This window comes from Clavibacter michiganensis subsp. tessellarius (assembly GCF_021922985.1).
GTDB classification, from domain to species: Bacteria; Actinomycetota; Actinomycetes; order Actinomycetales; family Microbacteriaceae; genus Clavibacter; species Clavibacter tessellarius.
Map to the genome: position 1 here is coordinate 2,405,958 of NZ_CP040788.1, position 24,207 is coordinate 2,430,164.

Below are 24,207 nucleotides of genomic sequence, written 5' to 3' on the forward strand. Positions count from 1 at the left end.
AGAATGAGGGGTCGCCCGCAGTCCAGGTCGACGGTCCCCGGATCACCTCGTGATCCGCGCGCGTCCGTCGCCGGGCAGGGGCGCGTCGACGCGGCAGGAGCCACCACTTCATGACATCGGATGCCTCACAGGACCTCCCCGACGACTCCACCCCGGACGAGGTGGAGGTCGAGGAGACGCACAACGACTCCGACCACATCACCCGCCAGCAGGTGAGCAACGACTACGGCGCCAACGAGATCCAGGTGCTCGAGGGCCTCGAGGCCGTGCGCAAGCGCCCCGGCATGTACATCGGCTCCACGGGACCGCGCGGACTCCACCACCTCGTGAGCGAGATCGTCGACAACTCGGTCGACGAGGCGCTCGCGGGCTTCGCCAGCGACATCCAGATCACCATGCGGAAGGACGGCGGCATCCGCGTCGTCGACGACGGCCGCGGCATCCCCGTGGACATCCACCCCGTCGAGGGCATCTCCACCGTCGAGCTCGTCCTCACGAAGCTCCACGCCGGCGGCAAGTTCGGCGGCGGCGGATACGCGGTCTCCGGCGGCCTGCACGGCGTCGGCAGCTCCGTGGTGAACGCTCTGTCGGAGCGCCTCGACGTCGAGGTCCGTCGCCAGGGCGCCGTCTGGCGCCAGAGCTTCACCATCGGCGTGCCGGACGCGCCCCTCCAGAAGGGCGAGGGATCCACCGAGACCGGCACGACGATCACCTTCTGGCCGAGCCGCGAGATCTTCGAGACCGTCGAGTTCGACTACGACACCCTCCGCGCGCGCTTCCAGCAGATGGCGTTCCTCAACAAGGGGCTCGCCCTGACGTTGCACGACGAGCGCGAGGTCGACGGCGCCGAGCACCGCACCGAGAAGTTCCTCTACGAGCGCGGTCTCGTCGACTACGTCGAGCACCTCGTGAAGGCGAAGAAGACCGAGGTCGTCAACGCGGACGTCATCGCCTTCGAGTCCGAGGACACGGTCAAGAAGATCAGCCTCGAGGTCGCGATGCAGTGGACGACCTCCTACACGGAGAGCGTCCACACGTACGCCAACACCATCAACACGCACGAGGGCGGCACGCACGAGGAGGGGTTCCGCGCGGCGCTCACCACGCTCGTGAACCGCTACGCGCGCGAGAACAAGCTGCTCCGCGAGAAGGACGAGAACCTCACGGGCGACGACGTCCGCGAGGGTCTCACCGCCGTCATCTCCGTGAAGCTCGGCGAGCCGCAGTTCGAGGGCCAGACGAAGACGAAGCTCGGCAACACGGAGGCGAAGGCCTACGTGCAGCGCATCGTCGGCCAGCAGCTCGGCGACTGGCTCGAGAAGAACCCGGCGCAGGCGAAGGACATCATCCGGAAGGGCATGCAGGCGTCGCAGGCGCGCCTCGCCGCCCGCAAGGCGCGCGAGCAGACCCGGCGCAAGGGCCTGCTCGAGTCCGGCGGCATGCCCGGCAAGCTCAAGGACTGCCAGAGCAAGGACCCGTCGCTGTCCGAGGTGTTCCTCGTCGAGGGCGACTCGGCCGGCGGATCCGCCGTCCAGGGCCGCAACCCCACGACGCAGGCGATCCTGCCGCTGCGGGGGAAGATCCTCAACGTGGAGAAGGCGCGGCTCGACCGGGCGCTCCAGAACAACGAGGTGCAGTCCATGATCACCGCGTTCGGGGCGGGCATCGGCGAGGACTTCGACGCCGAGAAGGTCAGGTACCACAAGATCGTGCTGATGGCCGACGCCGACGTCGACGGCCAGCACATCACGACCCTGCTGCTCACGCTGCTGTTCCGCTACATGCGGCCGCTCATCGAGCTCGGCTACGTGTACCTCGCGCAGCCGCCGCTGTATCGGCTGAAGTGGTCGAACGCCGAGCACCAGTACGTCTACACGGACGCGGAGCGCGACGCGCTGCTCGCGCACGGGCAGGCGAACGGCAAGCGGATCCCGAAGGACAACGGCATCCAGCGCTACAAGGGCCTCGGCGAGATGGACTACAAGGAGCTGTGGGAGACCACCATGGACCCGGCCACGCGCACGCTCATGCAGGTCACGCTCGACGACGCCGCCGGTGCCGACGAGGTCTTCTCGACGCTGATGGGCGAGGACGTCGAGTCCCGCCGCAGCTTCATCCAGCGCAACGCCAAGGACGTCAGGTTCCTCGACATCTGATCGACGCGGCGGCGGTGGGGCTGAGTGCCCGCCGCCGCCCGGCACCGACTCCACGATCCACTGACATCTGAACGGGACCTCCATGGCCGACGACACCACTCCGGACGACGAGCAGGGCACGGGCGCGACCCCGGACGACGGGCAGGCCGCGTCCACGGACGACGCGCTGCCCCAGGAGGGCGTGACGCCGGCGTCCTCGGCCGCCGCCGCGTCCGACTCGCTGCCCGGCGCCATCATCGACCCCGACGCCACCGTGGTCGTCACGCACGACCGCATCGAGCAGGTCGACCTCCAGCTCGAGATGCAGCGCTCGTTCCTCGACTACGCGATGAGCGTCATCGTGCAGCGCGCCCTCCCCGAGGTGCGCGACGGCCTGAAGCCCGTGCACCGTCGCGTGATCTACGCCATGTACGACGGCGGGTACCGCCCCGACCGCTCGTTCTTCAAGTCGGCCCGCGTGGTCGGCGAGGTCATGGGCCAGTTCCACCCGCACGGCGACTCCTCCATCTACGACGCGCTCGTGCGCCTCGTGCAGCCGTGGAGCCTCCGCTACCCGCTGGCGCTCGGCCAGGGCAACTTCGGCTCGGCCGGCAACGACGGCGCCGCGGCGCCGCGGTACACCGAGACCAAGATGGCGCCGCTCGCCATGGAGATGGTCCGGGACATCACCGAGGACACGGTCGACTTCCAGGACAACTACGACGGCCGCACGCTCGAGCCGAAGATCCTGCCGTCGCGCTTCCCGAACCTGCTGGTCAACGGCTCCGTCGGCATCGCGGTCGGCATGGCCACCAACATCCCGCCGCACAACCTCCGCGAGGTCGCCTCCGGTGCCCAGTGGCTGCTCGCCAACCCGGACGCGAACCGGGAGGAGCTGCTCGAGGCGCTCCTCGAGCGGATCAAGGGCCCGGACTTCCCGACGGGCGCCCAGGTGCTCGGCACCAAGGGCATCATCGACGCGTACCGCACGGGTCGCGGATCCATCACGATGCGCGCGGTCGTCGCGGTCGAGGAGATCCAGGGCCGCGTGTGCCTCGTGGTCACCGAGCTGCCGTACCAGGTGAACCCCGACAACCTCGCGATCAAGATCGCCGAGCTCGTGAAGGACGGCAAGCTCGGCGGCGTCGCCGACATCCGGGACGAGACCTCGGGCCGCACCGGCCAGCGCCTCGTCATCGTGCTGAAGCGCGACGCGGTCGCGAAGGTCGTGCTGAACAACCTCTACAAGCACACGCAGCTGCAGGAGAACTTCGGCGCGAACATGCTCGCGATCGTCGACGGGATCCCGCGCACGCTCGCGCTCGACGGCTTCATCTCCGCCTGGGTCGACCACCAGGTAGACGTCATCGTCCGCCGCACGCAGTTCCGCCTCAACGAGGCCGAGGCGCGCGCGCACATCCTCCGCGGCTACCTCAAGGCGCTCGACGCGCTCGACGAGGTCATCGCCCTCATCCGCCGTTCCGAGACGGTCGAGGTCGCCCGCAGCGGCCTGATGAAGCTGCTCGACATCGACGAGCTGCAGGCCAACGCCATCCTCGAGATGCAGCTGCGCCGGCTCGCCGCGCTCGAGCGCCAGAAGATCCAGGACCAGGCGGCCGAGCTCGAGGAGCGCATCGCCGAGTACAAGCACATCCTCGCGACGCCGTACGTCCAGCGCGAGATCATCAGCACCGAGCTGCAGGAGATCACCGACAAGTACGGGGACGACCGGCGCACGGAGATCATGCTCGGCTTCGACGGCGACATGAGCATGGAGGACCTCATCCCCGAGGAGGAGATGGTGGTCACCGTCACGCGCGGCGGGTACATCAAGCGCACGCGCATCGACAACTACCGCAGCCAGCACCGCGGCGGCAAGGGCGTCCGCGGCGCCCAGCTCCGGGCCGACGACGTGGTCGAGCACTTCTTCGTCACCACCACGCACCACTGGCTGCTCTTCCTCACGGACAAGGGGCGGGTCTACCGCGCCAAGGCGTACGAGCTCCAGGAGGCCGGCCGCGACGCGAAGGGCCAGCACGTCGCCAACCTGCTCGCGATGCAGCCGGACGAGGAGATCCAGCAGGTCCTCGACATCCGCGACTACCAGGTGGCGCAGTACCTCGTGCTCGCCACGCGCGACGGCCTGATGAAGAAGACCGCGCTCACGGAGTACGACACGAACCGCACGGGCGGCATCATCGCGATCAACCTCCGCGACGGCGACGCGCTCGTGTCGGCGCTGCTCGTGGACGAGGACGACGACCTGCTGCTCGTCTCGCGCAAGGGCATGTCGCTGCGGTTCTCCGCCGACAACTCCGCGCTCCGGCCGATGGGCCGCTCGACCTCCGGCGTGAAGGGCATGACCTTCCGCGGGGACGACACGCTGCTCAGCGCATCGGTCGTCGGGCACCAGGGCTTCGTGTTCGTGGTCACCGAGGGCGGGTTCGCGAAGCGCACCGCCGCGGACCAGTACCGCGTGCAGAATCGCGGCGGAATGGGCATCAAGGTGGCCAAGCTGCAGGATGCCCGCGGCGACCTCGCGGGGGCCCTGATCGTGGGCGAGGAGGACGAGATCCTCGTCGTGCTCGCCAGCGGCAAGGTGGTACGCTCTGCCGTGGCCGAGGTCCCGGCGAAGGGCAGAGACACCATGGGTGTCGTGTTCGCCCGTTTCGCGGACGACGACAGGATCATCTCACTGGCCAAGAACTCCGAACGCAACCTGGTGGTCCCCGAAGCTGCGCCCGACGCGTCCGACGGTACCGCTGCTGGGAAGGAAACCCCCGATGAGTAGTGTCGCCGAGAAGCTCGCGAAGAAGTCCTCGCGAGCCACCACCACCAAGCAGGTGCGTCTCAAGCTCGTGTACGTCGACTTCTGGTCGGCGCTGAAGCTGGCGTTCCTCTTCTCCGTGGTGCTCGGCGTCATCACGGTCGTGGCCACGTTCCTCATCTACGTCGTGCTGCAGACCACGAACGTCTTCGGTACGGTCGACCAGCTGTTCCAGGAGGTCTCCGGATCCGCGGACTTCTCCCTCCAGGACGTGTTCGGCCTCGGCCAGGTGCTCGGCTTCGCCATCGTGGTTGCCGTGCTCAACATCGTCGTCGGCACCGTCCTCGGTGCCGTCGCCGCGCTGCTGTACAACCTCAGCGTGCGCATCACCGGCGGTGTCCTCGTCGGCTTCACCAACGCGTAGCCGATTGGGAGAAACGGGCAGGCGTACGGTAACGTAGTCCTGCCCGATGGGGATATAGCTCAGTTGGTTAGAGCGCTTCACTGATAATGAAGAGGTCCCAGGTTCAAATCCTGGTATCCCCACCAACACCCCCGGATCCGCGTGATCCGGGGGCATGGCGGGAATCGAGCCGGTAGGTCGCGAGGCGATCCGAGGCTCACCGATCGGGGTCATAGCTCAATTGGTAGAGCGCCTGCTTTGCAAGCAGGAGGTCCGGGGTTCGATTCCCCGTGACTCCACACCACGATCCCTCGAGTCGAACCGAGGATGATCACCTCCCATCGGGCCGGGCCGCACTCTGCACTTCGCCCGCCCGCGAATCGTCCGCGGACGGATGCGCTCTCCTCCGCCGACCCGCCGCACGACGAAGGCCCGGTCACCGCGAGGTGACCGGGCCTTCGTCGAACTGCTGCAGCGGGATCAGCTCGCGGACTGGTCCTGGGCGGTCGTGGCGACGGCCTCGGGCTCGTCGTCGGCGATCCACAGGTCGTCGTCGGCGCGGAACGTCTGGTACAGCGCGTAGCCGACGCCGCCGACCAGGACGACGCCCAATGCGATGAGGGCGACTCCGCCGAAGCCGAGGCCCTTCTTCGCGGGGGCGACCTGGGGCACGTAGCGGCCCACGTACGAGCGGCCGTTGTCGACGTAGTGCTTGCCGAACTCCTGCGCCTTGGAGGAGACCTTGCCGGCCTTCTTGACGGCGTCTTTCACCTGCTTGCTGTTGCGGATGCCCTCGGTCGCGGCGACCGCGGAGCCCGCGGCACCGGCGACGGCCGGCAGGACCGTGTGCGTGAAGCCCTTGTAGGCGGAGTCGGCCGCGGCGCGTGCGCGCTCGGCGCCCGCCTCGTAGCCGGGACGGATGTGGTCGTCGACGCCGCGCTTGACGGCGGGGACGACGTGCTGGTCGGAGAGCTTGCGGGCCGTGTGCGCGGCCTCCGCCACGACGACGCTGGCCCGGTCGAGGACCTCGCGCTGCTCCTTGAGGACGGCGGCCGCGTGGGTGCGGAGCTTCGCCAACTCCTTCTTGTTCTTGCGTGACAGACCCAAGGGGACCTCCATCGGTGTGATATCGCCAGGAATCCCCAGTCTGGCACGGGTGCCTCTGCGGGCAAACACGACGGACCCTGTGCGTCCGCCGAGTCCCAGCTCCGCCGTGAGACCATTGCTCCATGTCTGCGCACACTCACGTCGCCACCATGACGACCAACCACGGCACCATCGTCCTCAACCTCTTCGGGTCGCACGCGCCCCAGACCGTCGAGAACTTCGTCGGCCTCGCCACCGGCGAGAAGGAGTGGACCCACCCCCAGACGGGCAAGAAGTCGAACGACCCGCTCTACGACGGCGTCGTCTTCCACCGCATCATCAAGGACTTCATGCTCCAGGGCGGCGACCCGCTCGGCCAGGGCACCGGAGGCCCCGGCTACCAGTTCGACGACGAGATCAGCCGCGACCTCGACTTCTCGAAGCCGTACATCCTCGCCATGGCGAACGCCGGCACCCAGGGCGGCCGCGGCACGAACGGCTCGCAGTTCTTCATCACCACGGCGCCCACCACGTGGCTCCAGGGCAAGCACACGATCTTCGGCGAGGTCGCCGACGACGCGTCCAAGAAGGTCGTCGACGCCCTCAACGCCGTCGCGACCGACGGCCGCGACCGTCCCCGCGAGGACGTCGTGATCGAGAGCGTCACCGTCGAGAAGGTCTGATGACCGATTCACCCCGTACGGCGGCCGACCGCTGCTACCGGCACCCCGACCGGCAGAGCTTCGTGCTGTGCCAGCGATGCGGGCGGACCATCTGCCCGGAGTGCCAGACGCCGGCCGCCGTCGGGGTGATCTGCCCGGAGGACATGAAGGAGCAGCGTCGCACCGCTCCTCGCTCCCGGGCGTCGTTCGTCACGCGGATGACCCGGAGCTCGGGGCCCGTCGTGACCTACGCGATCATGGCGGTCTGCGCCGTGGTCTGGATCCTCCAGGTGCTGCCGATCGTCGGCGACCGCGTCACCACGTCGCTGTGGTTCGCGCCCGTCTACGGCAGCCTCGCCGCGAACGACTACGAGCCCTGGCGCATGCTCACCAGCGCGTTCACGCACTCCCCGTCGAGCATCTTCCACATCCTGCTGAACATGCTGTCGGTCTTCGTCTTCGGCCGCGTCCTCGAGCCCATGCTCGGCCGCGCCCGCTTCCTGGCCCTCTTCCTCATCTCCGCTCTGGGCGGATCCCTCGGCGTCGAGGTGATCGGCGGCGCGATGGGCGAGCCCCTCCAGGCGGTCGTCGGCGCCTCGGGGGCGATCTTCGGCCTGATGGGCGGCTACTTCGTGCTGGCGCGCAAGCTCGGCGGCAACGTCGGACCGCTCCTCGGCATCATCGTGCTCAACCTCCTGCTCGGCTTCGTCGTCCAGGGCGTCTCGTGGCAGGCGCACGTCGGCGGTCTGGTGACCGGCGCGGTGGTCGCGCTCGTGCTCCTGCGCACGCGCGACGCCCGTCGCCTGCAGGTCGGATCGCTCGCCGGACTGGCCGTGGCGATCCTCGCCGCCGCCGCGCTCTTCCCCGTCACCTTCTGAGCCCTCGCGTAGCACCGCATCCGCGCCGAAGGGTTTCGGAGCAGGTGCTCGCGAGGGCGCCGGGCACGGCTGGACATCTGCTGACCCTGCGCGGCAGAGGGTTATCCACAGGCCCGTCCACAGTGGGGATAGTTACACGCGTGTCATTTCCGCCGCGAGGGGCGGGATGCAGACGGCTCGGGGGAGCCGCGCGACGGACCCCGACGCCGGATCCATCGGCGCCCGCCGGTAACCGCCACCGCCGGTGCCACCGCACGGCGTGATGCGGCCGGTTCTCCACATGTGGGGATGGTTGTCCACATGCGTTCTGTGGAGAACCGCTCCCAGGAGGGCGAGAAGCAGAAGAGCCCGCCGCCATCCGGAGATGGCGACGGGCTCGACGTGCGGGTGGCTGCGGTCAGCGCCACCTGGTGGTCATGAGGAAGCCGACCAGGATGAGGCCGAAGCCGATGAGGATGTTGCCGACGCCCAGGTCCGGGATGGGGAACGCGTTGAGGCTCACGTAGTAGACGATGAGCCAGGCCAGGCCCACGAGCATGAAGCCGAACATGATGGGCTTGAACCACACCGGGTTCGGGGCGTCCTCGTCCCGCACGCGTTCCTGGCGGGAGGGTCTCGTCGTCTTGTCGCGGGCCATGCGGTGATTCTAGCGGGACGCTCCTCCACCGGCCCCGGATGACCCCCGGGTCCACGGGAGCGAGCACGGGGGGATCCGCGCATCTCGGCCACCTACAATCGGCACATGAGCGCTCCGCACCCCGTCCCGTCCCGTCGCGCGTCGCGGCACCGGGCGCGTCGCGGAGACGTCATCCTCGGCACCGTCGGGGTGTTCGGCGAGCTGCTCCTCACGGCGGGCGTCCTCATCATGCTGTTCCTCGGCTGGCAGCTGTGGTTCAACGACATCGTCGTGAGCAGCGGCCAGCGCGACCAGGCGCTCGAGAACAGCCGCTCCTGGGCCACGGCGGCGCCGGCTCCGGAGACGACCCCCGACCCGACCGCCTCTCCCGCTGCACCCGGTGATCCCGTCATCACGGCGGCCCCCGCGTCGAACGCCACCGACTTCGGCAACATCTACATCCCGCGCTTCGGTCCGGACTACGTCGTGCCGGTCGCCACGGGGGTGGGGCTGGGCGACGTCCTGAACCTCGGCAAGATCGGCCACTACCGGGAGACGCAGATGCCCGGGCAGGTGGGCAACTTCGCGGTGGCCGCCCACCGCACCACCTACGGCAAGCCCTTCAACCAGATCACCGACCTGCGCGTCGGCGACGCCATCGTGGTCGAGACCCAGGACGGCTGGTACACCTACCGCTTCCGTACACTCGAGTACGTGAAGCCCACCGGAGTCGACGTGCTCAACGAGGTGCCCCAGGCTCCCGACGCCCAACCGGGTGACCGCATCCTCACGATGACGAGCTGCAACCCCCTCTTCTCCGCGGCCGAGCGCGTCGTGGCCTACAGCGTCTTCGAGTCGTGGCAGCCGCGGTCGGACGCGTCGACGCCCGCAGCCCTCGCCGGCACGTCGTTCGCGAAGGCGGGCTGAGCGTGTACGCGGCTCTCTGGCGCATCCTGCCCGGACCGGTCTGGGTCCGGCTCCTGATCCTGCTCATCGCGATCGCCGCGATCCTCTACTGCCTCGTCACCTGGGTCTTCCCCTGGGTCGACTCCATCGTCAACACCCAGGAAGTGACGGTGCACCAGTGACGCGCGTCCTCGTGATCGACAACTACGACAGCTTCGTCTACACGCTCAACGGCTACCTGCAGCAGCTCGGTGCGGAGACCGTCGTCATGCGCAACGACGACCACGCCGACGCCGACATGGCCGGCGTCATCTCGGAGTACGACGCCGTGCTGGTGTCGCCCGGACCGGGCAAGCCCTCGGAGGCGGGGGTCTCCATCCCCACGGTGCGCGCGGCCCTCGGATCCGGCACGCCCCTGCTCGGCGTGTGCCTCGGGCACCAGGCGATCGCCGAGGCGTTCGGCGCGACCGTGACGAACGCCGAGGAGCTCATGCACGGCAAGACGTCCCTCGTCACGCACGACGACGGCGACTTCTACCTCGGCGTGCCGCAGCCCTTCACTGCCACGAGGTACCACTCGCTCGCCGTGGTCGACGGCACCGTCCCCTCGGACCTCGTCGTCACGTCGCGCACGGACGGCGGCGTCATCATGGGGCTGCGGCACGAGGCCGCGCCAATCGTGGGGGTGCAGTTCCACCCGGAGTCGGTGCTCACCGAGGGCGGCTACTGGATGCTCGGCAACTGGCTCGAGGGCGCGGGGCTGGGCGGGGCCCGAGAGACGTCGTCGCGGCTGTCTCCGCTGGTCCGCGTGAGCTGAACCGGCTGCGGATCGAGCCCGAGGGCACGCGCCCCATCCCGGATCAGCCGCGCGGGGGTGCCTGCGTCGGCGCGGATTCCGTGGGCGAGGGCGCGGGGGTGCTGCGCCCGGTGCCCGTGCAGTAGGTGAGCGCCACGGTGGAGCGCTGGGCGACGTCGCCCGGAGGCACGGACTGCTGGCTCACCGGGGAACCGTCTGCGCGCACGCAGGAGGGATCCCTCCGCGTCGTGACCGTGAGCTCGGAGGCCTCGAGCAGGGACTGCGCCTCGACCAGGGGCTGACCCAGCACGTCGGGCATGGAGACCTTGCCGTTCGAGAGCACGAGCTTCACCGAGGAACCCTGATCCACCTGAGCGGATGACGCCGGGTCGGTCTGCATGACCACGCCGTCGGAGACGGTGGGCGAGGACTGGCGCACGACCTCGCCGACCTTGAGGCCGGCGGACTGGAGGCTCGCGGTGGCGGTGGCCTCGTCCATGTTGGTGACGTTGGGCACCTGCACCACCGGCGGCCCGGAGGAGACGAACACGTCGATCTCGGTCTTCGACGCAACGTTCTCCCCGGCATCCGGGTTCGTGCGGAGCACCGTGCCCTCGGCGACCGTCGTGCTCGCCTCCTCGCGTTCGAGCGGGACGAGTCCCGCCTCCTCGAGGGCGGCCGCGGCGCTCGAGTACGTGGATCCCGCGACGTCGGGCACCGTAGGGCTGATGTCGGGCGGCGCGATGGAGCTGAGGCTGGTGACCCAGATGACGACGGCGATGAGGATGACGACGACGACGGTGACGCCGGCCCAGATCCAGGGCACGGGCGGACGGCTCTGGGTGCGGACGGTGCGGTCGTCGTCGACGCCGAGCTGACGGAGCGCCTGCTGGGAGGAGGACGGGCCCGAGGGGGCGCCGAAGAGCGTGGCGCCCACGTCGGTGGTGGGTGCCTCGCGCTCCGGCAGGGTGCCGCCTGCGGCGCGGTCGAGGTCGGCACGGAAGTCGGAGGCGGTCTGGAAGCGCGCGTAACGGTCCTTCGCCATGGCGTGCAGGACCACCTGATCGAGCTGCGTGGAGACGTGCTCCTGGACGCTGCTCGGCGCGACGGGCGTCTCGCTGACGTGCTGGTAGGCGACGGCGACGGCGGTGTCCGCCCGGAAGGGCGCCTGGCCGGTGAGCATCTCGAAGAGGACGACGCCGGCGGAGTAGAGGTCGGTGCGCGCGTCCACGGACTCGCCCTTGGCCTGCTCGGGCGAGAAGTAGCGGGCCGTGCCGAGGATCGCCGTGGTCTGGGCGATGGTGGCCGAGGTGTCCGAGACCGCGCGCGCGATGCCGAAGTCCATGACCTTCACCTGGCCGGTGGGCGTGACCATGATGTTGCCGGGCTTGATGTCACGGTGGACGACGCCCGCGCGGTGCGAGTACTCGAGGGCGGTGAGGACGCCGCCCATGACGCGGACGGCCTCGTCGGGCTCGAGCGGGCCGTCGGTGATGACGTCCTTGAGGAGGCGGCCCTCGACCCGCTCCATGACGATGAAGGGGACCGTGTGCGACGCGCCGTCCTGGTCGGTGACCACGTCCTCGCCGGCGTCGAACACGCGGACGATCGTGGGGTGCGACATGCGCGCGGCTGCCTGAGCCTCCTGGCGGAAGCGGCTCCGGAACGCCGGATCCTCCGCGAGACCGCGGCGCAGGATCTTGACGGCGACGCGTCGGCCGAGGCGCGCGTCGACGCCCTCGTAGACGTCGGCCATGCCGCCGCGGCCCAGGAGCGCCCCGATCTCGTATCGTCCGCCGAGGACACGCGTGTCGGTCACGGGCTGCCTCTCGTCGGGTTCGGGATCAGGACGGGGATGAGCTTACCCGGGCTCCGCTGGGGATCCGGGGCGGAGCACGGAGGGCGGGGGAGCGCTCGCGCGGCGCATGCCGATCAGGGCATGCGGTGCGTGCTGGAGACCAGCGAGCGCTGGTCCTCGCGGCCCGGGGCGGGTGTGGGCGCCATGCCCGTCGTGCCCCCGTTGCCGCCGCCCGTGCCCCCGGTGCCGCCCGTTCCGCCGCCTCCGGTGCCCCCGCCGGTCCCGCCGCCGGTGCCCGTGCCGCCCGGGGCGGCGTCGACCGCGACCGTGACCGTGCTGCTGTAGGGCGACTCGTTCGTGCCGCAGATGGCGAGGTACTTGACCGTGAACGAGCCGGGGCTGGTGCCGGCCTTGATCTCGCCCGAGGTCGTCTGCGCGTTGGTGGGGTTGGTGCTCCCGGCCCACGTGCCGGTGGCGCCGCCGGACACCGAGTCGGCCTGGATCTGGTAGCCGTTGAGCGTCTGGCCCGCCGGGCAGGAGTACGCGGGCCAGGAGATGTCGACCGACTGGCCGGCTCGGACGGTCGTCGGGTTCACCGTGGGGGTGACGGGCGCCGCGGTCGGCAGCGTCTGCGCCCCGTAGGCCGTGATCTGGATGGTGGCGCCCTTCGCGACGCTGCCGGTGGGGGTGATCGCGGTGACGCGGCCCTCCTCCTCGCCGGACGGCGCGGCGCTGCCCGTGATGACGGTGACCTTGAGGCCGAGGGCCGTGAGCTCGTCCGAGACCGTCTTCTGGTCGCGGCCGATGTAGTCCTCGCGCTTGATCTCGACGGTGGTCGGGGTGGGCGTCGGGGTGGGCGTGGGCGACGCGCTGGGCGTCGGGCTCGGCGCTGCGCTGGTCTCGGTGGGCGCCGGGGCCGGCGTGTCCGCCTCCCTGTTCGCGGACGCGGCGATGAGGCCGGCCACGATGGCGGCGACGACCAGGACGGCGACGACCACGAAGATCCAGATGGCGCGCTTGCGGGCGCGCGGCTGCTCGGGCTCCTCGTCACCCGCGTCGGGCTCGTCGAAGTCGAACGGCGACGGCGCGCCGGCGCGCGGCGCGGAGGCGAGGACGGTGGTGGCACCCGTGTCGACGCGGCGGCCGGACGGCATGAGCTGGGTGGCCTGGGTGGGCGTGCCCGGATCCGCGGCGGCGGCACCGGCGACGGCCGCGACGGCCATGGTGGCGGTCGCGACGTCGCCGCGGCGCAGCGCCTGCGCGGCGCGCGCCAGGTGGGCGGCGCTCTGCGGGCGGTCCGCCGGCTTCTTCGCGATGCAGGACATGACGAGGTTGCGGACGGGCTCCGCCACCGTGACGGGGAGCTCGGGCGGCTGCTCGTTGATCTGCGCCATGGCGATGGCGACCTGCGACTCGCCCGTGAAGGGGCGGCGGCCGGCCAGGCACTCGTACGCGACGATGCCCATCGAGTACACGTCGGTGGACGGCGACGCGGGGTGGCCGCTCGCCTGCTCGGGCGACAGGTACTGGACCGTCCCCATGACCTGGCCCGTGGCCGTGAGCGGCACCTGGTCGGCGATGCGGGCGATGCCGAAGTCGGTGATCTTGACGCGTCCGTCGGGCGTGATCAGCAGGTTGCCCGGCTTGATGTCGCGGTGCACGAGACCGGCCTGGTGCGCGGCGTGGAGCGCGAGCGCGGTCTGGGAGATGATGTCGAGCACCTTGTCGCTCGAGAGCACGCGCTCCCGCTCGAGGATGGTCGACAGGGCCTCGCCGGGGACGAGCTCCATCACGAGGAAGGCGCTGCCGTCCTCCTCGCCGTAGTCGAAGACGTTGGCGATGCCCTCGTGGTTGACGAGCGCCGCGTGGCGCGCCTCGGCCCGGAAGCGCTCGAGGAACCCGGGGTCGCCCAGGTACTCGTCCTTGAGGATCTTGATGGCGACCTTGCGTCCGATGACGAGGTCGGTCGCCTCCCACACCTCGCCCATGCCGCCGATGGCGATGCGATCGCCCAGCTGGTAACGCCCTCCGAAGGTCAGTCCGCTCGTGGGTCTCATCTGTCCAGCACCGCCTCAATCACTTTCTTCGCCACGGGGGCGGCGAGGGTGTTCCCCGAGCCCGATCGTCCTCGTCCGCCGCCGTCCTCGACCAGGACCGCGACCGCCACCTTCGGGGACTCCGCCGGCGCGAAGCCGGTGAACCAGAGGGTGTACGGGTCGTCGGCACCGTTCTGCGCGGTGCCGGTCTTGCCCGCCACATCGACACCGGAGATTCTCGCATTGGTGGCGACGCCGCTCTGGACGTTGTCGATCATCATCCGCGTCATGGTGGCGGCGGTCTCCTTCGAGATGGGGTCGGCGAAGCGGCTGGGGGAGAATCCGGACAGCTCGCTGAGGTCCGGGTTGAGGACGCTGTCGACGACGCTGGGCTTCATCACCTCGCCCCCGTTCGCGATCCCGGCCGTGACCATGGCGGTCTGCAGCGGGGTGGCGCGGACGTCGAGCTGACCGAAGGCGGACTGGGCCGTCTGGGCGTCGTCGAGGTCGGGGGAGAAGACGCTCTTGGCGCTCGCCATGGGGACGTCGATCGACTTCCCGTAACCGAACGCCTCCGCCATCTTCGCTATCCGCTCGGAGCCGAGCGCGATGCCGAGCTGGGCGAACGGGATGTTGCAGCTGAGGCGGAGCGCGGTGGCGATCGACACCTCGGGCTCGTTGCCGCACGCGCCCTCGCCGGCGTTCGTGATGACCGTGGAGGTGCCCGGGAGCGTGAAGGTGGCGGGGTTCGGCAGGAGCGAGTCGGGCGTGTACTGGCCGGACTCGAGGGCCGCCGCCGTCGTGATGAGCTTGAACGTGGATCCGGGCGGGTTGAGGCTGTTGACGGCCCGGTCGATGAGCGGGTTCGCGGGATCGGCGAGGAGCGAGGCGTAGCTCTGCTTCACGGCGGCGCGGTCGTGCGAGGCCAGCGCGTTGGGGTCGTAGCCGGGCTTGGAGACCATCGCGAGGATCTTGCCGGTGGCCGGCTCGACGGCGACGACGGACCCCTGCAGCGACCCGAGCGCGTCGTAGGCCGCCTGCTGCACCTTCGGGTCGATGGTGAGCTCGACCGACGCGCCCTTCGGGTCCTGCCCGGTGAAGGTGCGCGTGAGGCTGTCGAAGAACTGCGTGCCGCTCGTGCCGCTGAGGACGTCGTTCATGGAGGACTCGAGGCCCGTGGATCCCTGGCCGAGCGTGTAGTAGCCGGTGACCGCGCTGTAGAGGTCGGGCTGCGCGTACGTGCGGAGGAACTTGTAGCGGTCCTCCACCGGGACCGAGGAGGCGATGGGGGTGCCGTCGACGAGGATCGCGCCGCGCTCGGCGGAGTAGCTGGCGATGATGGTGCGGGAGTTCCGAGGATCCGCCTGCAGGGTCGGCGCCGCGATCACCTGGATGACCGAGGCCGCGACGAACAGGGCCACGAACATGGCCAGGACGAACACGGAGACGCGCTTCAGCTCGCGGTTCACGACTCGACCACCAATCGGGGCTGGTTGCGGACGGTGTCGGACAGGCGCAGCAGCAGGGCCGCGATGATCCAGTTGGCGAGGAGCGAGGATCCGCCCGCCGCCATGAACGGCGTCGTGAGGCCCGTGAGCGGGATGACGCGGGTGACGCCGCCGATGACGATGAAGACCTGCAGCGCGATGACGAACGAGAGCCCGATGCCGAGCAGCTTGCCGAAGTCGTCCTGGCCCGCGAAGCCGATGCGGAAGCCGCGGGAGACGAGCAGGAGGTAGAGGGCCAGGATCGCGAAGACGCCCGTGAGGCCGAGCTCCTCGCCGAGGCTCGCGAGGATGAAGTCGCTGTTGGCGAGCGGGGTGAGGTTGGGCATGCCGCTGCCGAGCCCCCGCCCGAACAGGCCGCCGTCGGCCATGCCGAACAGGCCCGTGACGAGCTGGTAGCTGCCGCCGTTCGCGTCGTAGACGGCCGGGTCGAAGGGCTTCAGCCAGGCGTCGACGCGGCCCCCGACGTAGCCCAGCGTGCTCGCGCCGTACGCGCCGCCGAGGAACAGCACGGCGCCGAGCACGACCCAGCCGATGCGGCCGGTGCTCACGTAGGTCATGACGATGAAGAGGCCGAAGTACAGCAGCGACGTGCCGAGGTCGCGCTGGAACACGAGGACGCTCATCGAGGCGGCCCAGACCAGGAGGATCGGGCCGAGGTCGCGGACGCGCGGGAAGCGCATCCCCAGGACCTTGACGCCCACCATCGAGAGGCTGTCGCGCGCCGTGACGAGGTAGCCGGCGAAGAACACCGCGAGGCAGATCTTCGCGATCTCGCCGGGCTGGAAGGAGAAGCCGCCGATGTGGATCCAGACGCGCGCGCCGTTGATGTTCTGCCCGATGAACGGGAGCATCGGGAGGAGCAGCAGGATGAGGCCCACGAACATCGCGATGTAGCGGTAGCGCTGCAGCACGCGGTGGTTCTTCAGCAGCACGATGACCGCGAGCGCGCACACGATGGCGAGGCCCGACCACACGATCTGCCGCACGGCCACGCTCTCCCAGCCGGAGTAGCCGCCGGCGAGGTCGAGGCGGTAGATGGCCGCGATCCCCAGGCCGTTGAGCACCGTGGCGATGGGGAGGATGAACGGATCCGCGTCGGGCGCGAGCCAGCGCAGCGCCACGTGCATGCCGAGGACCAGCACGGCGAGGCCCGTGGCGGGCAGGAAGAAGCTCTGGTCGAACGCGCCGAGCGCGCCGAGCTGCACGAGGTAGAGGGCGCCGCCGTTGATGACGGACGCCAGCACGACCAGCGCGAGCTCGAGGTTCCTGAGGCGGCGGGGCACGCGGATCCGCGGGACCTTGGGCGCGCGCTCGCGGCCGCGCGCGGGGGCGTCCGCCACGCCGGCGCTAGCCACCCGCGGCCTCCTGGAGCCGGTTGACGATCTCCTCGGCGCCCGAGAGCGAGTCCGCGTTGATGGTCTGCTCGACCTGCTGGCGGTAGAAGGGCTGGAGGTCGTCGACGCGCACCTCGGTGCGGGCGTAGACGTGGGACAGCTGGATCGGCCCGATGGTCTGCTGCACGCCGTTGTAGACGGCGACCGAGCCCTCGGACTCGCCCACGTAGTAGCGCGACTGGGTCCAGCGGTAGCCGAGCACGCACGCGAGCACGAGGCCCGCGAGGATCAGGGCGACGCCGACCAGCCAGGTGATGCGGCGCCGGAGCGCGCGCCGCCGGTCCTCGGCGATGAGCGCCTCGAGGTACTGGTCGGACTCGGGCTCGAACTGGGCGTCGCGCGACGCGGTGCTCGCGCGCAGCGGGTGGAGGAGGAGCGACGGGATCCGGACGGCGCGCTTCGAGGGCTCGTCGCCGAAGGCGAGCGGCTGCGCGGCGGATCCGACGAGCACGGGCTCCGGGTCGGGGCGGGCGGCCGCGGTCTCGTCGTCCTCGTCGAGCACGTCGACGACCACGACGGTGACGTTGTCGGGGGCGCCGTGGTCGAGCGACTCCTTCACGAGCGCGTCGGCGATGGACTCCGGGGTGCCCGCGGTCGCGAGGATCTCGGTGATCCGCTCCTCGGACACGTAGCTGCTGAGCCCGTCCGAGCAGAGGAGCCAGCGGTCGCCCGTGTGGGTGTCGAGCACCTGGGTGTCGACCTCGGGGGCCGCGTCGACGTCGCCGAGCACGCGCATCAGCACGGAGCGGCGGGGGTGGACGAGCGCCTCCTCCGGCGTGATGCGGCCGCTGTCGACCAGGCGCTGCACGAACGTGTGGTCGGCCGAGATCTGGCTGAGCTCGCCGCGGCGGAAGAGGTAGATGCGCGAGTCGCCGATGTGGGCGATGGCGACGTGGCGGTCGACGCGGGCCAGCGCGCTGACGGTCGTGCCCATCCCGGTGAGCTCGGAGTGCTCGAACACGGTCTCGGCGAGGAGCTGGTTGGCGGCGACGAGGCCGGCCTGGAGCGCGAACTCCGCGTCGTGCGCGGAGGCGTAGGGCTTGTCGGTCTCGATGATGCGCTTGGTGGCGACCGCGGACGCGACGTCGCCGCCCGCGTGCCCGCCCATGCCGTCGGCGACGACGAACAGGTGCCGCCCCGCGTAGCCGGAGTCCTGGTTGTTCGACCGGACCTTGCCCACGTGGGAGACGGCAGCGGCCTGCGTCACTGTCGCCATGCCGCTACCGCCTGAGCTCGAAGCTGGTCGCGCCGATGCGGATCGGCGTGTCGAGCGGCACCTGCGTCGGCACGCTCACGCGCTTGCCGTCGAGGAAGGTGCCGTTGGTCGAGTCGAGGTCCTGGATCATCCACTCGTCGTTCCAGAGCAGCAGGCGCGCGTGGTGCGTGGAGGTGTAGTCGTCGCGGATCACGAGGCCCGACTCGCTCGAGCGGCCGATGGTGAGCGGCTCCGTGCCGAGCGGGATCTCGGTGCCGGCCTTGGCGCCCGACGTGATGACGAGGTGGCGGGCCGTGGACGTCGTGGCCTTGGCGCGCGAGGGGACGGCACCCGAGTTGGCGCCGGACGGCATCGTCGAGATGGGCGGCGGCTGCACGGCCGCGGCGCGGGGTGCGGCAGCGGCGGACGCGGCGTACGGGGAGGAGGGGAACGGGGATCCGCTGCCGGAGCCCGTCTCCTCGCGGAGCTTGCGGACCCGTTGGCCGAAGAGGTCGGAGCGGAGCGCGTAGACGATGCCGAAGACGAACAGCCACAGCACCGCGAGGAACGCGAGGCGGAGGACGAGGAGGGTCAGCTCGGTCATGACGCTCCCCAGAACCCGTCGTCGCTGCGCGAGCGCTGCGGCTCGCGTCCGCCGCGCTCCTCGGTGGCCTGCGGGACGACCCGGAAGGTGATGGCGGTGCGGCCGATGCGGATGACGGACTCGGGCGGCAGCGGCGCCTTGGTGACCGGCGCGCCGTTGAGCTCGGAGCCGTTCGTGGAGCCGAGGTCGCGGACCTGGGCGCGGGATCCGTCCCACGCGATCTCCACGTGGCGGCGCGAGGTGCCCGGGTCGTCGACCGTGATGTCGGCGTCGCTGCCGCGGCCGATGACCGTGCGGCCCACGGCGAGCGGGTGGCGCGTGCCGGCGACGTCGACGACGGGCATCCACGTGACGCTGCCCTCGACCGTGCGGCTGTCGATGCCGAGGACGCCCTCGGACAGCTGGTCGTCGCGGCGGAAGGTGACCTGCACGACGCCGGCGAACTGGTAGCCCTGCGTGGACGCGTGGCGCTCGACGGCCTGGCGCAGCTCGTCGGTGAGCGTGGAGCCGAGGGACGCGATGCGCTCGTGGTCGGCGCGGGAGACGCGGAGCGTGAAGGAGTTGGGGACGAGGATGAGGTCGCGGTCGACGATGGCGGCATGCGTGTCGAGCTCGCGTCGCAGCTGCGCGACGATCTCCACGGGCTGCAGGCCGGACTTGAAGGTCTTCACGAAGGCGCCGTTGACGGCGCGCTCGAGGCCCTTCTCGAAGTTGTCCAGGATTCCCACGTGTGATCCGTCCTCGCGCGGTCCTTCCGCGGATGAATAGTGCGATGTTAGCCAACTCGCGGGGCGGCGCCCTGGACACGGGCCTCGGGGTGGGTGCGGATCATCCTCGCGGACGGCCGGATGCGGGCCGCCGGGGCGCGGTGGCGGCGCGGGATCGGCTCCGCGGCGTGATAATGTCGTCCGGTTGGCGCGAGTGGCGGAATTGGTAGACGCGCACGGTTCAGGTCCGTGTGTCCGTGAGGACGTGGGGGTTCAAGTCCCCCCTCGCGCACCAGCAGGGAAGAAGGCCCCCGGGGAACCGGGGGCCTTCTCGCGTCTCCGGGGCGCGCGTCTCGGGGGCGTGCGCCTCCTGGGCGGGCGTCTCCGGGGCGCGCCGCCGCGGCGGCAGGACCTCCGACCCGGTCGCCGCCGAGACCAGCCGATCGGCGGCGCGGGTCAGCCGATGGGCGGAGGGATCGGATCCCGCGGCCGACGCGGCGGGGTGCCCTCCCTCCGCACACTGGGGACGTGACGCCCCCGACGCTCGCCCCCGCCGCCCGATCGCTGCCCGCCGACCCCGCGGACCGGCCGCCCACCGCGCCCGCGTCCGCGCCCGCCGTCGCCCGTCCGACCGGCGCCGCGCGGACGCTCCTCCGGACGCTCGCCCGCCACCCGCTCGCCGCGCTCGCCGTCCCCGCCGGCAGCGCGTGGATGGGCGTGATGGCCGGGCTGGGCGAGCTCGCGCATCCCGCCGCGACCGCCATCGCGCTCGCCGTCGTCGTGGCCGTGCTGGCCTGGTCGGAGAGCCGCATCGGGATCGTGCGCACCGCGCTCGTCGCCGGGCTCGGCTCGCTCGCGCCGGTCGCCGTCGCCTCCCTCCTCATCGCCGTGGGCCTCGCGCTCGGCGACCTCTACTCCCAGCTCGACGCGGCCGACCGGCTGTGGGCGCCGTCCGTCGTGATCGTCGCGGTCGCCGCCGCCGCCAGCCGCGGCCTCGCGCCGGCCCACCGCGACGGGCTCCGCGCCGCCGTGCTCGCGGCGGTGCTCGCCGGCCTCCTCGCCGGCGGCCACGGCGTCGACCTCACGCGCGGCGTCGCGCTGCTCATCGGGATGGGCCTCGGCCGGGTCCTCGTGCCGCTCTCCACCCGCCCCGCCTGGCACGACGCCGCCACGTCCCACGCCCGGGTGGTCGCCGCCACGATGCTCGGCACGGTCACCCTCAGCTGGTGGATCGCCGCGGTGTCCGGCGACGCGATCGGCGTGCTCAGCACCATGGGCTCCCTGCTCGACCCCGGCAGCACCGTGGTCGTGCTGTGCGTCCTGATCCTCGCGGTCGCGCTGCTGCTCCGCGGACGGCGCCTCGGGCTCGTGATGGGCATCACGGCCCTCCTGCTCGTCACCGGCCTCCTCGCCTGGTACTACACGGTCATCCCGCTCGCCGAGGACTGGTTCACCTTCTCCGTCGCGTCGTGGACCGACCTCGAGGTGCCCGCGCTCGTGCTCACCACCTGGCTCGTTCCGGCGGCCGCGCTGGTCGTGCTCGTCGTCCGCCGCCGGTCCTTCACGATGCGCGCCGCCGCCGGGGAGCGCTCCGCCGGGCGCGAGCGCGTGCTCGCGCAGCTGGCGCGGGCGGACGCCGGATCCCTCGGGTTCATGGGCACGTGGGCCGGCAGCAGCCACTGGTTCGCGGCCGACGACGTCGCATCCTCGGACGGCGCGTCCTCCGACGGCGCGGTCGCGCACGGGGCCGTCGCGTACCGGGCCGCGCACGGCGTCGCCCTCACGGTGTCGGACCCGATCGCGACCACCGCCGACGCACCCGCGACGATCCGCGCCTTCGCCCGGCACTGCTCCGCGCGCGGCCTCGTGCCGGCGTTCTACAGCATCCACTCGCAGCACCTGCCGGTCTTCGCGGAGCTCGGCTGGAGCGTCACGCCGGTGGCCGAGGAGGCCGTGATCGACCTCGCGGGCTTCTCGACCTCGGGCAAGCGCCGCCAGGACCTGCGCACGGCCACGAACCGCGCCGCGCGCGACGGCGTCGACGCGCTGTGGGGCACCTACCGCACGCTGCCCGAGCCCCTCCGCCGCGCGGTCGACGCGCTGAGCGGCGACTGGGTCGACGCGAAGGCGCTGCCCGAGATGGGCTTCACGCTCGGCGGCCTGCGCGAGCTCGACGACCCCGAGGTGCGGATGCTGCTCGCCGTCGACGCCGCCGGCCGGGTGCACGGCGTCACCAGCTGGCTGCCCGTGTTCCGCGACGGCCGCCTCGTGGGCCGCACGCTCGACGTCATGCGCCGCGGCGCGGATCCGATGCCGGGCGTGATGGAGTTCCTCATCGCGACCGCCGCCCGCGCCTTCCAGGGGGAGGGCCTCGAGACGCTGAGCCTGTCGGGCACGCCGCTCGCGGGCGTCGGCCGGGGCCTCGCCGGGGGACCCGTCGACCGGGTGGTCGCGCGCCTGCTGGCCGCGACCGGACGCGCGCTCGAGCCGTCCTACGGCTTCACCTCGCTGCTGCGCTTCAAGGCCAAGTTCGACCCGCGGTACGAGACCCTCTGGCTCGCCTGCCCGACCGCGGCCGACCTCGCGCCGATCGGGCGCGCCCTCACCTCCGCCTACGTGCCGACGCTGCGGATCCGGCAGCTCGTGGGCGCGCTGCGGGCGGCGGGCGTCGCGCGGCGGGAGGCGCGGCGCGCGAACCGGGCGGCGAGGCGCGCGGCGCGGGGCGCTAGCCTCGGCCACGCGGGGGACCGCGACGGCGCGACGGGCGTCGGCGGCGGATCCGCCACGGGGAGGCGGGACGCGTGAGCCACGCATCCGGGGCGCGCGACGACGCGGCCGTCCCCACCGAGCCGACCGGGCCCGTCGTGACGGTCGTCGTGGTCGACGACGAGTCGCTCGTGCGCTCGGGCATCGCGATGGTGCTGGGCGCCTCGCCGCGGATCGCCGTGCGGGCCGCCGTCTCGAGCGACACCGCGGTGGCGACCGTGCGCGAGCACGCGCCCGACGTGGTGCTCCTCGACATCCGGATGCCCGCGCCCGACGGCCTCATGATCCTCGCCGAGCTGATGGCGGAGCCCCGGCCGCCCGCCGTCGCCATGCTCACCACGTTCGACACCGACGACCAGGTGCTGGAGGCGCTGCACCGCGGCGCGTCGGGCTTCCTGCTCAAGGACACGGATCCGGAGCAGCTCGCTCGGCACGTGCTCACGCTCGCGTCCGGCGGCATCGTGCTGGCGCCCGGCCTCCGGCCCGGCCGGCTCTTCCGCTCGCTCGAGGACGACGCCGAGCGGGCCCGCGTCGCGCGGCTCGGCGACCGAGAGACCATCGTGCTCACGGCGCTCGCCCGCGGGCTCTCGAACGCGGAGATCGTGGCCGAGTGCGGGCTGACGCTCGGGACGGTCAAGGAGACGGTGAGCTCCATCGTGCAGGCGCTCGGCGTCGGCTCGCGCGTGGAGGCGGCCGTCGTCGCCGACCGCGCGGGGCTCGTGCCGCGGCGGTGATCCGATGATGCGGCTGACGAGGCGGGCGCTCGCCGCGGGCGGCGCGGCCGACGCCGACCGGGGCGCGGACGCGGACGCGGACGCGGACGCGCTCGACGCCGCCGCCGATCCCGCGGGCCGCCCGACCGCCGCCGACCGCGTGCGCGCCGCGCTCGTCGACCTGCTCGTGGCCGGCGTCGCCACGGCCCTGTCCTACGGGTTCCTCTCCGCCGCGCAGTCGTCGGGGGAGGTCGCCGCGGGGATCGCCGCCTGCCTCGGCCTCGTGCTCCGCCGCCGCTGGCCGTGGCTGAGCGTGCTGGCCGCGCTGCCGGCCTTCTACCTGAGCATCGCGTACGTCCCGCTCGTGATCGCCCTCTTCGACCTCGGCCTCTCGCGCGCGCCGCGATGGCAGGTCGCGGTGGCGGCGGTCGGATCCGTGGTCGCGTACATGGCGCCGCTCTGGCCGCCGGAGGACGTGCCCTTCCTGGTCGAGCCGCTCGTGGACGCGACCATCTACACGGTCGGGCCGGCGCTGCTCGGCGCGTTCCTCCGCGAGCGGCGGACGGCCCGGGCGCAGCTCGTGGAGCTCCGGGCCGCGCAGTCGCTCGGGCAGCGGCAGGCCGCCGAGGTGGCGCTCTCGCGGGAGCGGGCGGTGCTCGCGCGCGAGATGCACGACGTGGTCTCGCACCAGGTCAGCCTCATCGCCGTGCAGGCCGGGGCGATGCAGGTGGGCGCGGCCGACGAGCGCTCCCGGGAGGCCGCGCGCACGATCCGCGGGCTCAGCACGGTGACGCTCGAGGAGCTGCGCGGCATGGTCGAGGTGCTGCGCGCCGCGGGCGGGGAGCGGCGCGAGCTCGCGCCGCAGCCGACCCTGGAGGACGTGCCGGCGCTCGTGGCGGCCAGCGGGATCCGCGTGGAGACCGCCCTCGACCTCCCCGGCGACCTGCCCGCGGCCGCCCAGCGCGCCGTCTACCGGACGGTGCAGGAGGGCCTGACGAACGCGCGCAAGCACGCGACCGGCGCGGCCGTGCGGATCACCGGCCGGCTCGACGCGGGCCACGTGGTGCTCGAGGTGGACGCGGGCGCGCCGACGCTCCCGCTGCTCGACCTGCCGAGCGGACGCCACGGGCTCACCGGCCTCCGCGAGCGGGCCCAGCTGCTCGGCGGCACCCTGACGGCCGAGACGCGGGCCGACGGATCCCACCTTCTGCGGCTGCGCTTCCCGCTCTGAGGCGGA

General features: G+C 71.7%; 20 protein-coding genes and 3 tRNA genes. 14 read left to right on the top strand and 9 right to left on the bottom strand.

Annotated elements, in window-relative coordinates:
• The first annotated feature begins 110 nt into the window (after positions 1-110).
• The 5 genes from gyrB to FGG90_RS11340 all read left to right on the top strand — a co-directional run bounded on the left by gyrB (position 111) and on the right by FGG90_RS11340 (position 5,604).
• Complete coding sequence (gene gyrB / locus FGG90_RS11320) at positions 111-2,156, top strand: DNA topoisomerase (ATP-hydrolyzing) subunit B (RefSeq protein ID WP_237583340.1); 2,046 nt, start codon at positions 111-113, stop codon at positions 2,154-2,156.
• A gap of 82 nt (positions 2,157-2,238) precedes the next feature.
• Positions 2,239-4,926, top strand: a complete 2,688-nt coding sequence (gyrA, locus tag FGG90_RS11325; protein WP_237583341.1) for a DNA gyrase subunit A — start codon at positions 2,239-2,241, stop codon at positions 4,924-4,926.
• Complete coding sequence (locus FGG90_RS11330) at positions 4,919-5,326, top strand: DUF3566 domain-containing protein (RefSeq protein ID WP_094127053.1); 408 nt, start codon at positions 4,919-4,921, stop codon at positions 5,324-5,326. Before gyrA ends, FGG90_RS11330 begins: the two co-directional genes overlap by 8 nt.
• 48 nt (positions 5,327-5,374) lie before the next feature.
• Positions 5,375-5,451, top strand: a tRNA-Ile gene (locus FGG90_RS11335).
• Positions 5,452-5,531: 80 nt separating this feature from the next.
• Positions 5,532-5,604 (top strand) — tRNA-Ala (locus FGG90_RS11340).
• A gap of 181 nt (positions 5,605-5,785) precedes the next feature.
• Here FGG90_RS11340 and FGG90_RS11345 read toward each other — a convergent pair.
• The gene (locus FGG90_RS11345; RefSeq protein WP_237583343.1) at positions 5,786-6,412 is read right to left on the bottom strand and encodes a hypothetical protein; all 627 of its coding nucleotides are present in this window, start codon (positions 6,410-6,412) and stop codon (positions 5,786-5,788) included.
• A gap of 122 nt (positions 6,413-6,534) precedes the next feature.
• Here FGG90_RS11345 and FGG90_RS11350 point away from each other — a divergent pair, with 122 nt between their 5' ends.
• Positions 6,535-7,074, top strand: a complete 540-nt coding sequence (locus tag FGG90_RS11350) for a peptidylprolyl isomerase (protein WP_053773249.1) — start codon at positions 6,535-6,537, stop codon at positions 7,072-7,074.
• Positions 7,074-7,931, top strand: coding sequence for a rhomboid family intramembrane serine protease (locus FGG90_RS11355; protein WP_094127049.1), 858 nt, complete (start codon positions 7,074-7,076; stop codon positions 7,929-7,931). The genes FGG90_RS11350 and FGG90_RS11355 overlap by 1 nt, the downstream gene beginning before the upstream one ends.
• Positions 7,932-8,328: 397 nt before the next feature.
• Here FGG90_RS11355 and FGG90_RS11360 read toward each other — a convergent pair whose 3' ends face one another.
• The gene (locus FGG90_RS11360; protein WP_015488825.1) at positions 8,329-8,568 is read right to left on the bottom strand and encodes a cell division protein CrgA; all 240 of its coding nucleotides are present in this window, start codon (positions 8,566-8,568) and stop codon (positions 8,329-8,331) included.
• A gap of 105 nt (positions 8,569-8,673) precedes the next feature.
• Between FGG90_RS11360 and FGG90_RS11365 the strand changes: the two genes are divergently transcribed.
• The 3 genes from FGG90_RS11365 to FGG90_RS11375 are packed head-to-tail and all read left to right on the top strand — an operon-like array spanning position 8,674 to position 10,270.
• Complete coding sequence (locus FGG90_RS11365; protein ID WP_094127047.1) at positions 8,674-9,474, top strand: class E sortase; 801 nt, start codon at positions 8,674-8,676, stop codon at positions 9,472-9,474.
• 2 nt (positions 9,475-9,476) lie between these two features.
• A complete protein-coding gene (locus tag FGG90_RS11370) occupies positions 9,477-9,635 on the top strand; it encodes a hypothetical protein (protein WP_165771370.1) in 159 nt (52 codons plus the stop codon).
• Entirely contained in the window at positions 9,632-10,270 is a 639-nt protein-coding gene (locus FGG90_RS11375; RefSeq protein WP_094127045.1) for an anthranilate synthase component II, read from the top strand. Before FGG90_RS11370 ends, FGG90_RS11375 begins: the two co-directional genes overlap by 4 nt.
• A gap of 43 nt (positions 10,271-10,313) precedes the next feature.
• Here the strand turns inward: FGG90_RS11375 and pknB are convergent, their stop codons facing one another.
• From pknB to FGG90_RS11410, 7 genes are all read right to left on the bottom strand, one after another.
• Positions 10,314-12,068, bottom strand: a complete 1,755-nt coding sequence (gene pknB, locus FGG90_RS11380) for a Stk1 family PASTA domain-containing Ser/Thr kinase (protein WP_094127044.1) — start codon at positions 12,066-12,068, stop codon at positions 10,314-10,316.
• Between the two features lie 113 nt (positions 12,069-12,181).
• A complete protein-coding gene (locus FGG90_RS11385) occupies positions 12,182-14,104 on the bottom strand; it encodes a serine/threonine-protein kinase (RefSeq protein ID WP_094127042.1) in 1,923 nt (640 codons plus the stop codon).
• Positions 14,101-15,552, bottom strand: a complete 1,452-nt coding sequence (locus FGG90_RS11390; protein ID WP_094127040.1) for a peptidoglycan D,D-transpeptidase FtsI family protein — start codon at positions 15,550-15,552, stop codon at positions 14,101-14,103. Before FGG90_RS11390 ends, FGG90_RS11385 begins: the two co-directional genes overlap by 4 nt.
• Positions 15,549-16,946 (bottom strand): FtsW/RodA/SpoVE family cell cycle protein, encoded by a 1,398-nt coding sequence (locus FGG90_RS11395; protein ID WP_106408879.1) that lies wholly within the window; start codon positions 16,944-16,946, stop codon positions 15,549-15,551. The genes FGG90_RS11390 and FGG90_RS11395 overlap by 4 nt, the downstream gene beginning before the upstream one ends.
• Positions 16,939-18,201, bottom strand: coding sequence for a PP2C family protein-serine/threonine phosphatase (locus FGG90_RS11400; protein ID WP_094127038.1), 1,263 nt, complete (start codon positions 18,199-18,201; stop codon positions 16,939-16,941). The genes FGG90_RS11395 and FGG90_RS11400 overlap by 8 nt, the downstream gene beginning before the upstream one ends.
• 4 nt (positions 18,202-18,205) lie before the next feature.
• On the bottom strand, positions 18,206-18,784 hold the full coding sequence (locus FGG90_RS11405) for an FHA domain-containing protein FhaB/FipA (protein WP_094127036.1): 579 nt from the start codon (positions 18,782-18,784) through the stop codon (positions 18,206-18,208).
• Positions 18,781-19,512, bottom strand: a complete 732-nt coding sequence (locus tag FGG90_RS11410) for an FhaA domain-containing protein (protein ID WP_094127034.1) — start codon at positions 19,510-19,512, stop codon at positions 18,781-18,783. The genes FGG90_RS11405 and FGG90_RS11410 overlap by 4 nt, the downstream gene beginning before the upstream one ends.
• A gap of 187 nt (positions 19,513-19,699) precedes the next feature.
• On the opposite strand from FGG90_RS11410, the gene FGG90_RS11415 reads away from it, so the two are divergent.
• The 4 genes from FGG90_RS11415 (at position 19,700) to FGG90_RS11430 (ending at position 24,201) form a co-directional block, all read left to right on the top strand.
• Positions 19,700-19,786: transfer RNA gene (locus FGG90_RS11415), tRNA-Leu, on the top strand.
• 233 nt (positions 19,787-20,019) lie between these two features.
• The gene (locus FGG90_RS11420; protein ID WP_094127032.1) at positions 20,020-22,296 is read left to right on the top strand and encodes a bifunctional lysylphosphatidylglycerol flippase/synthetase MprF; all 2,277 of its coding nucleotides are present in this window, start codon (positions 20,020-20,022) and stop codon (positions 22,294-22,296) included.
• On the top strand, positions 22,293-22,991 hold the full coding sequence (locus FGG90_RS11425; RefSeq protein WP_094127030.1) for a response regulator: 699 nt from the start codon (positions 22,293-22,295) through the stop codon (positions 22,989-22,991). Before FGG90_RS11420 ends, FGG90_RS11425 begins: the two co-directional genes overlap by 4 nt.
• Positions 22,992-22,998: 7 nt before the next feature.
• Complete coding sequence (locus FGG90_RS11430; protein WP_094127028.1) at positions 22,999-24,201, top strand: sensor histidine kinase; 1,203 nt, start codon at positions 22,999-23,001, stop codon at positions 24,199-24,201.
• Positions 24,202-24,207 lie beyond the last annotated feature (6 nt).

Bases quoted from the DNA above. Each gene is read 5' to 3' on its own strand.
- FGG90_RS11400 (WP_094127038.1), bottom strand. From the start codon at position 18,201: ATGGCGACAGTGACGCAGGCCGCTGCCGTCTCCCACGTGGGCAAGGTC.
- FGG90_RS11385 (WP_094127042.1), bottom strand. From the start codon at position 14,104: ATGAGACCCACGAGCGGACTGACCTTCGGAGGGCGTTACCAGCTGGGC.
- FGG90_RS11405 (WP_094127036.1), bottom strand. From the start codon at position 18,784: ATGACCGAGCTGACCCTCCTCGTCCTCCGCCTCGCGTTCCTCGCGGTG.
- FGG90_RS11350 (WP_053773249.1), top strand. From the start codon at position 6,535: ATGTCTGCGCACACTCACGTCGCCACCATGACGACCAACCACGGCACC.
- FGG90_RS11330 (WP_094127053.1), top strand. From the start codon at position 4,919: ATGAGTAGTGTCGCCGAGAAGCTCGCGAAGAAGTCCTCGCGAGCCACC.
- FGG90_RS11430 (WP_094127028.1), top strand. From the start codon at position 22,999: ATGCGGCTGACGAGGCGGGCGCTCGCCGCGGGCGGCGCGGCCGACGCC.
- gyrB (WP_237583340.1), top strand. From the start codon at position 111: ATGACATCGGATGCCTCACAGGACCTCCCCGACGACTCCACCCCGGAC.
- FGG90_RS11360 (WP_015488825.1), bottom strand. From the start codon at position 8,568: ATGGCCCGCGACAAGACGACGAGACCCTCCCGCCAGGAACGCGTGCGG.
- FGG90_RS11355 (WP_094127049.1), top strand. From the start codon at position 7,074: ATGACCGATTCACCCCGTACGGCGGCCGACCGCTGCTACCGGCACCCC.
- FGG90_RS11365 (WP_094127047.1), top strand. From the start codon at position 8,674: ATGAGCGCTCCGCACCCCGTCCCGTCCCGTCGCGCGTCGCGGCACCGG.
- gyrA (WP_237583341.1), top strand. From the start codon at position 2,239: ATGGCCGACGACACCACTCCGGACGACGAGCAGGGCACGGGCGCGACC.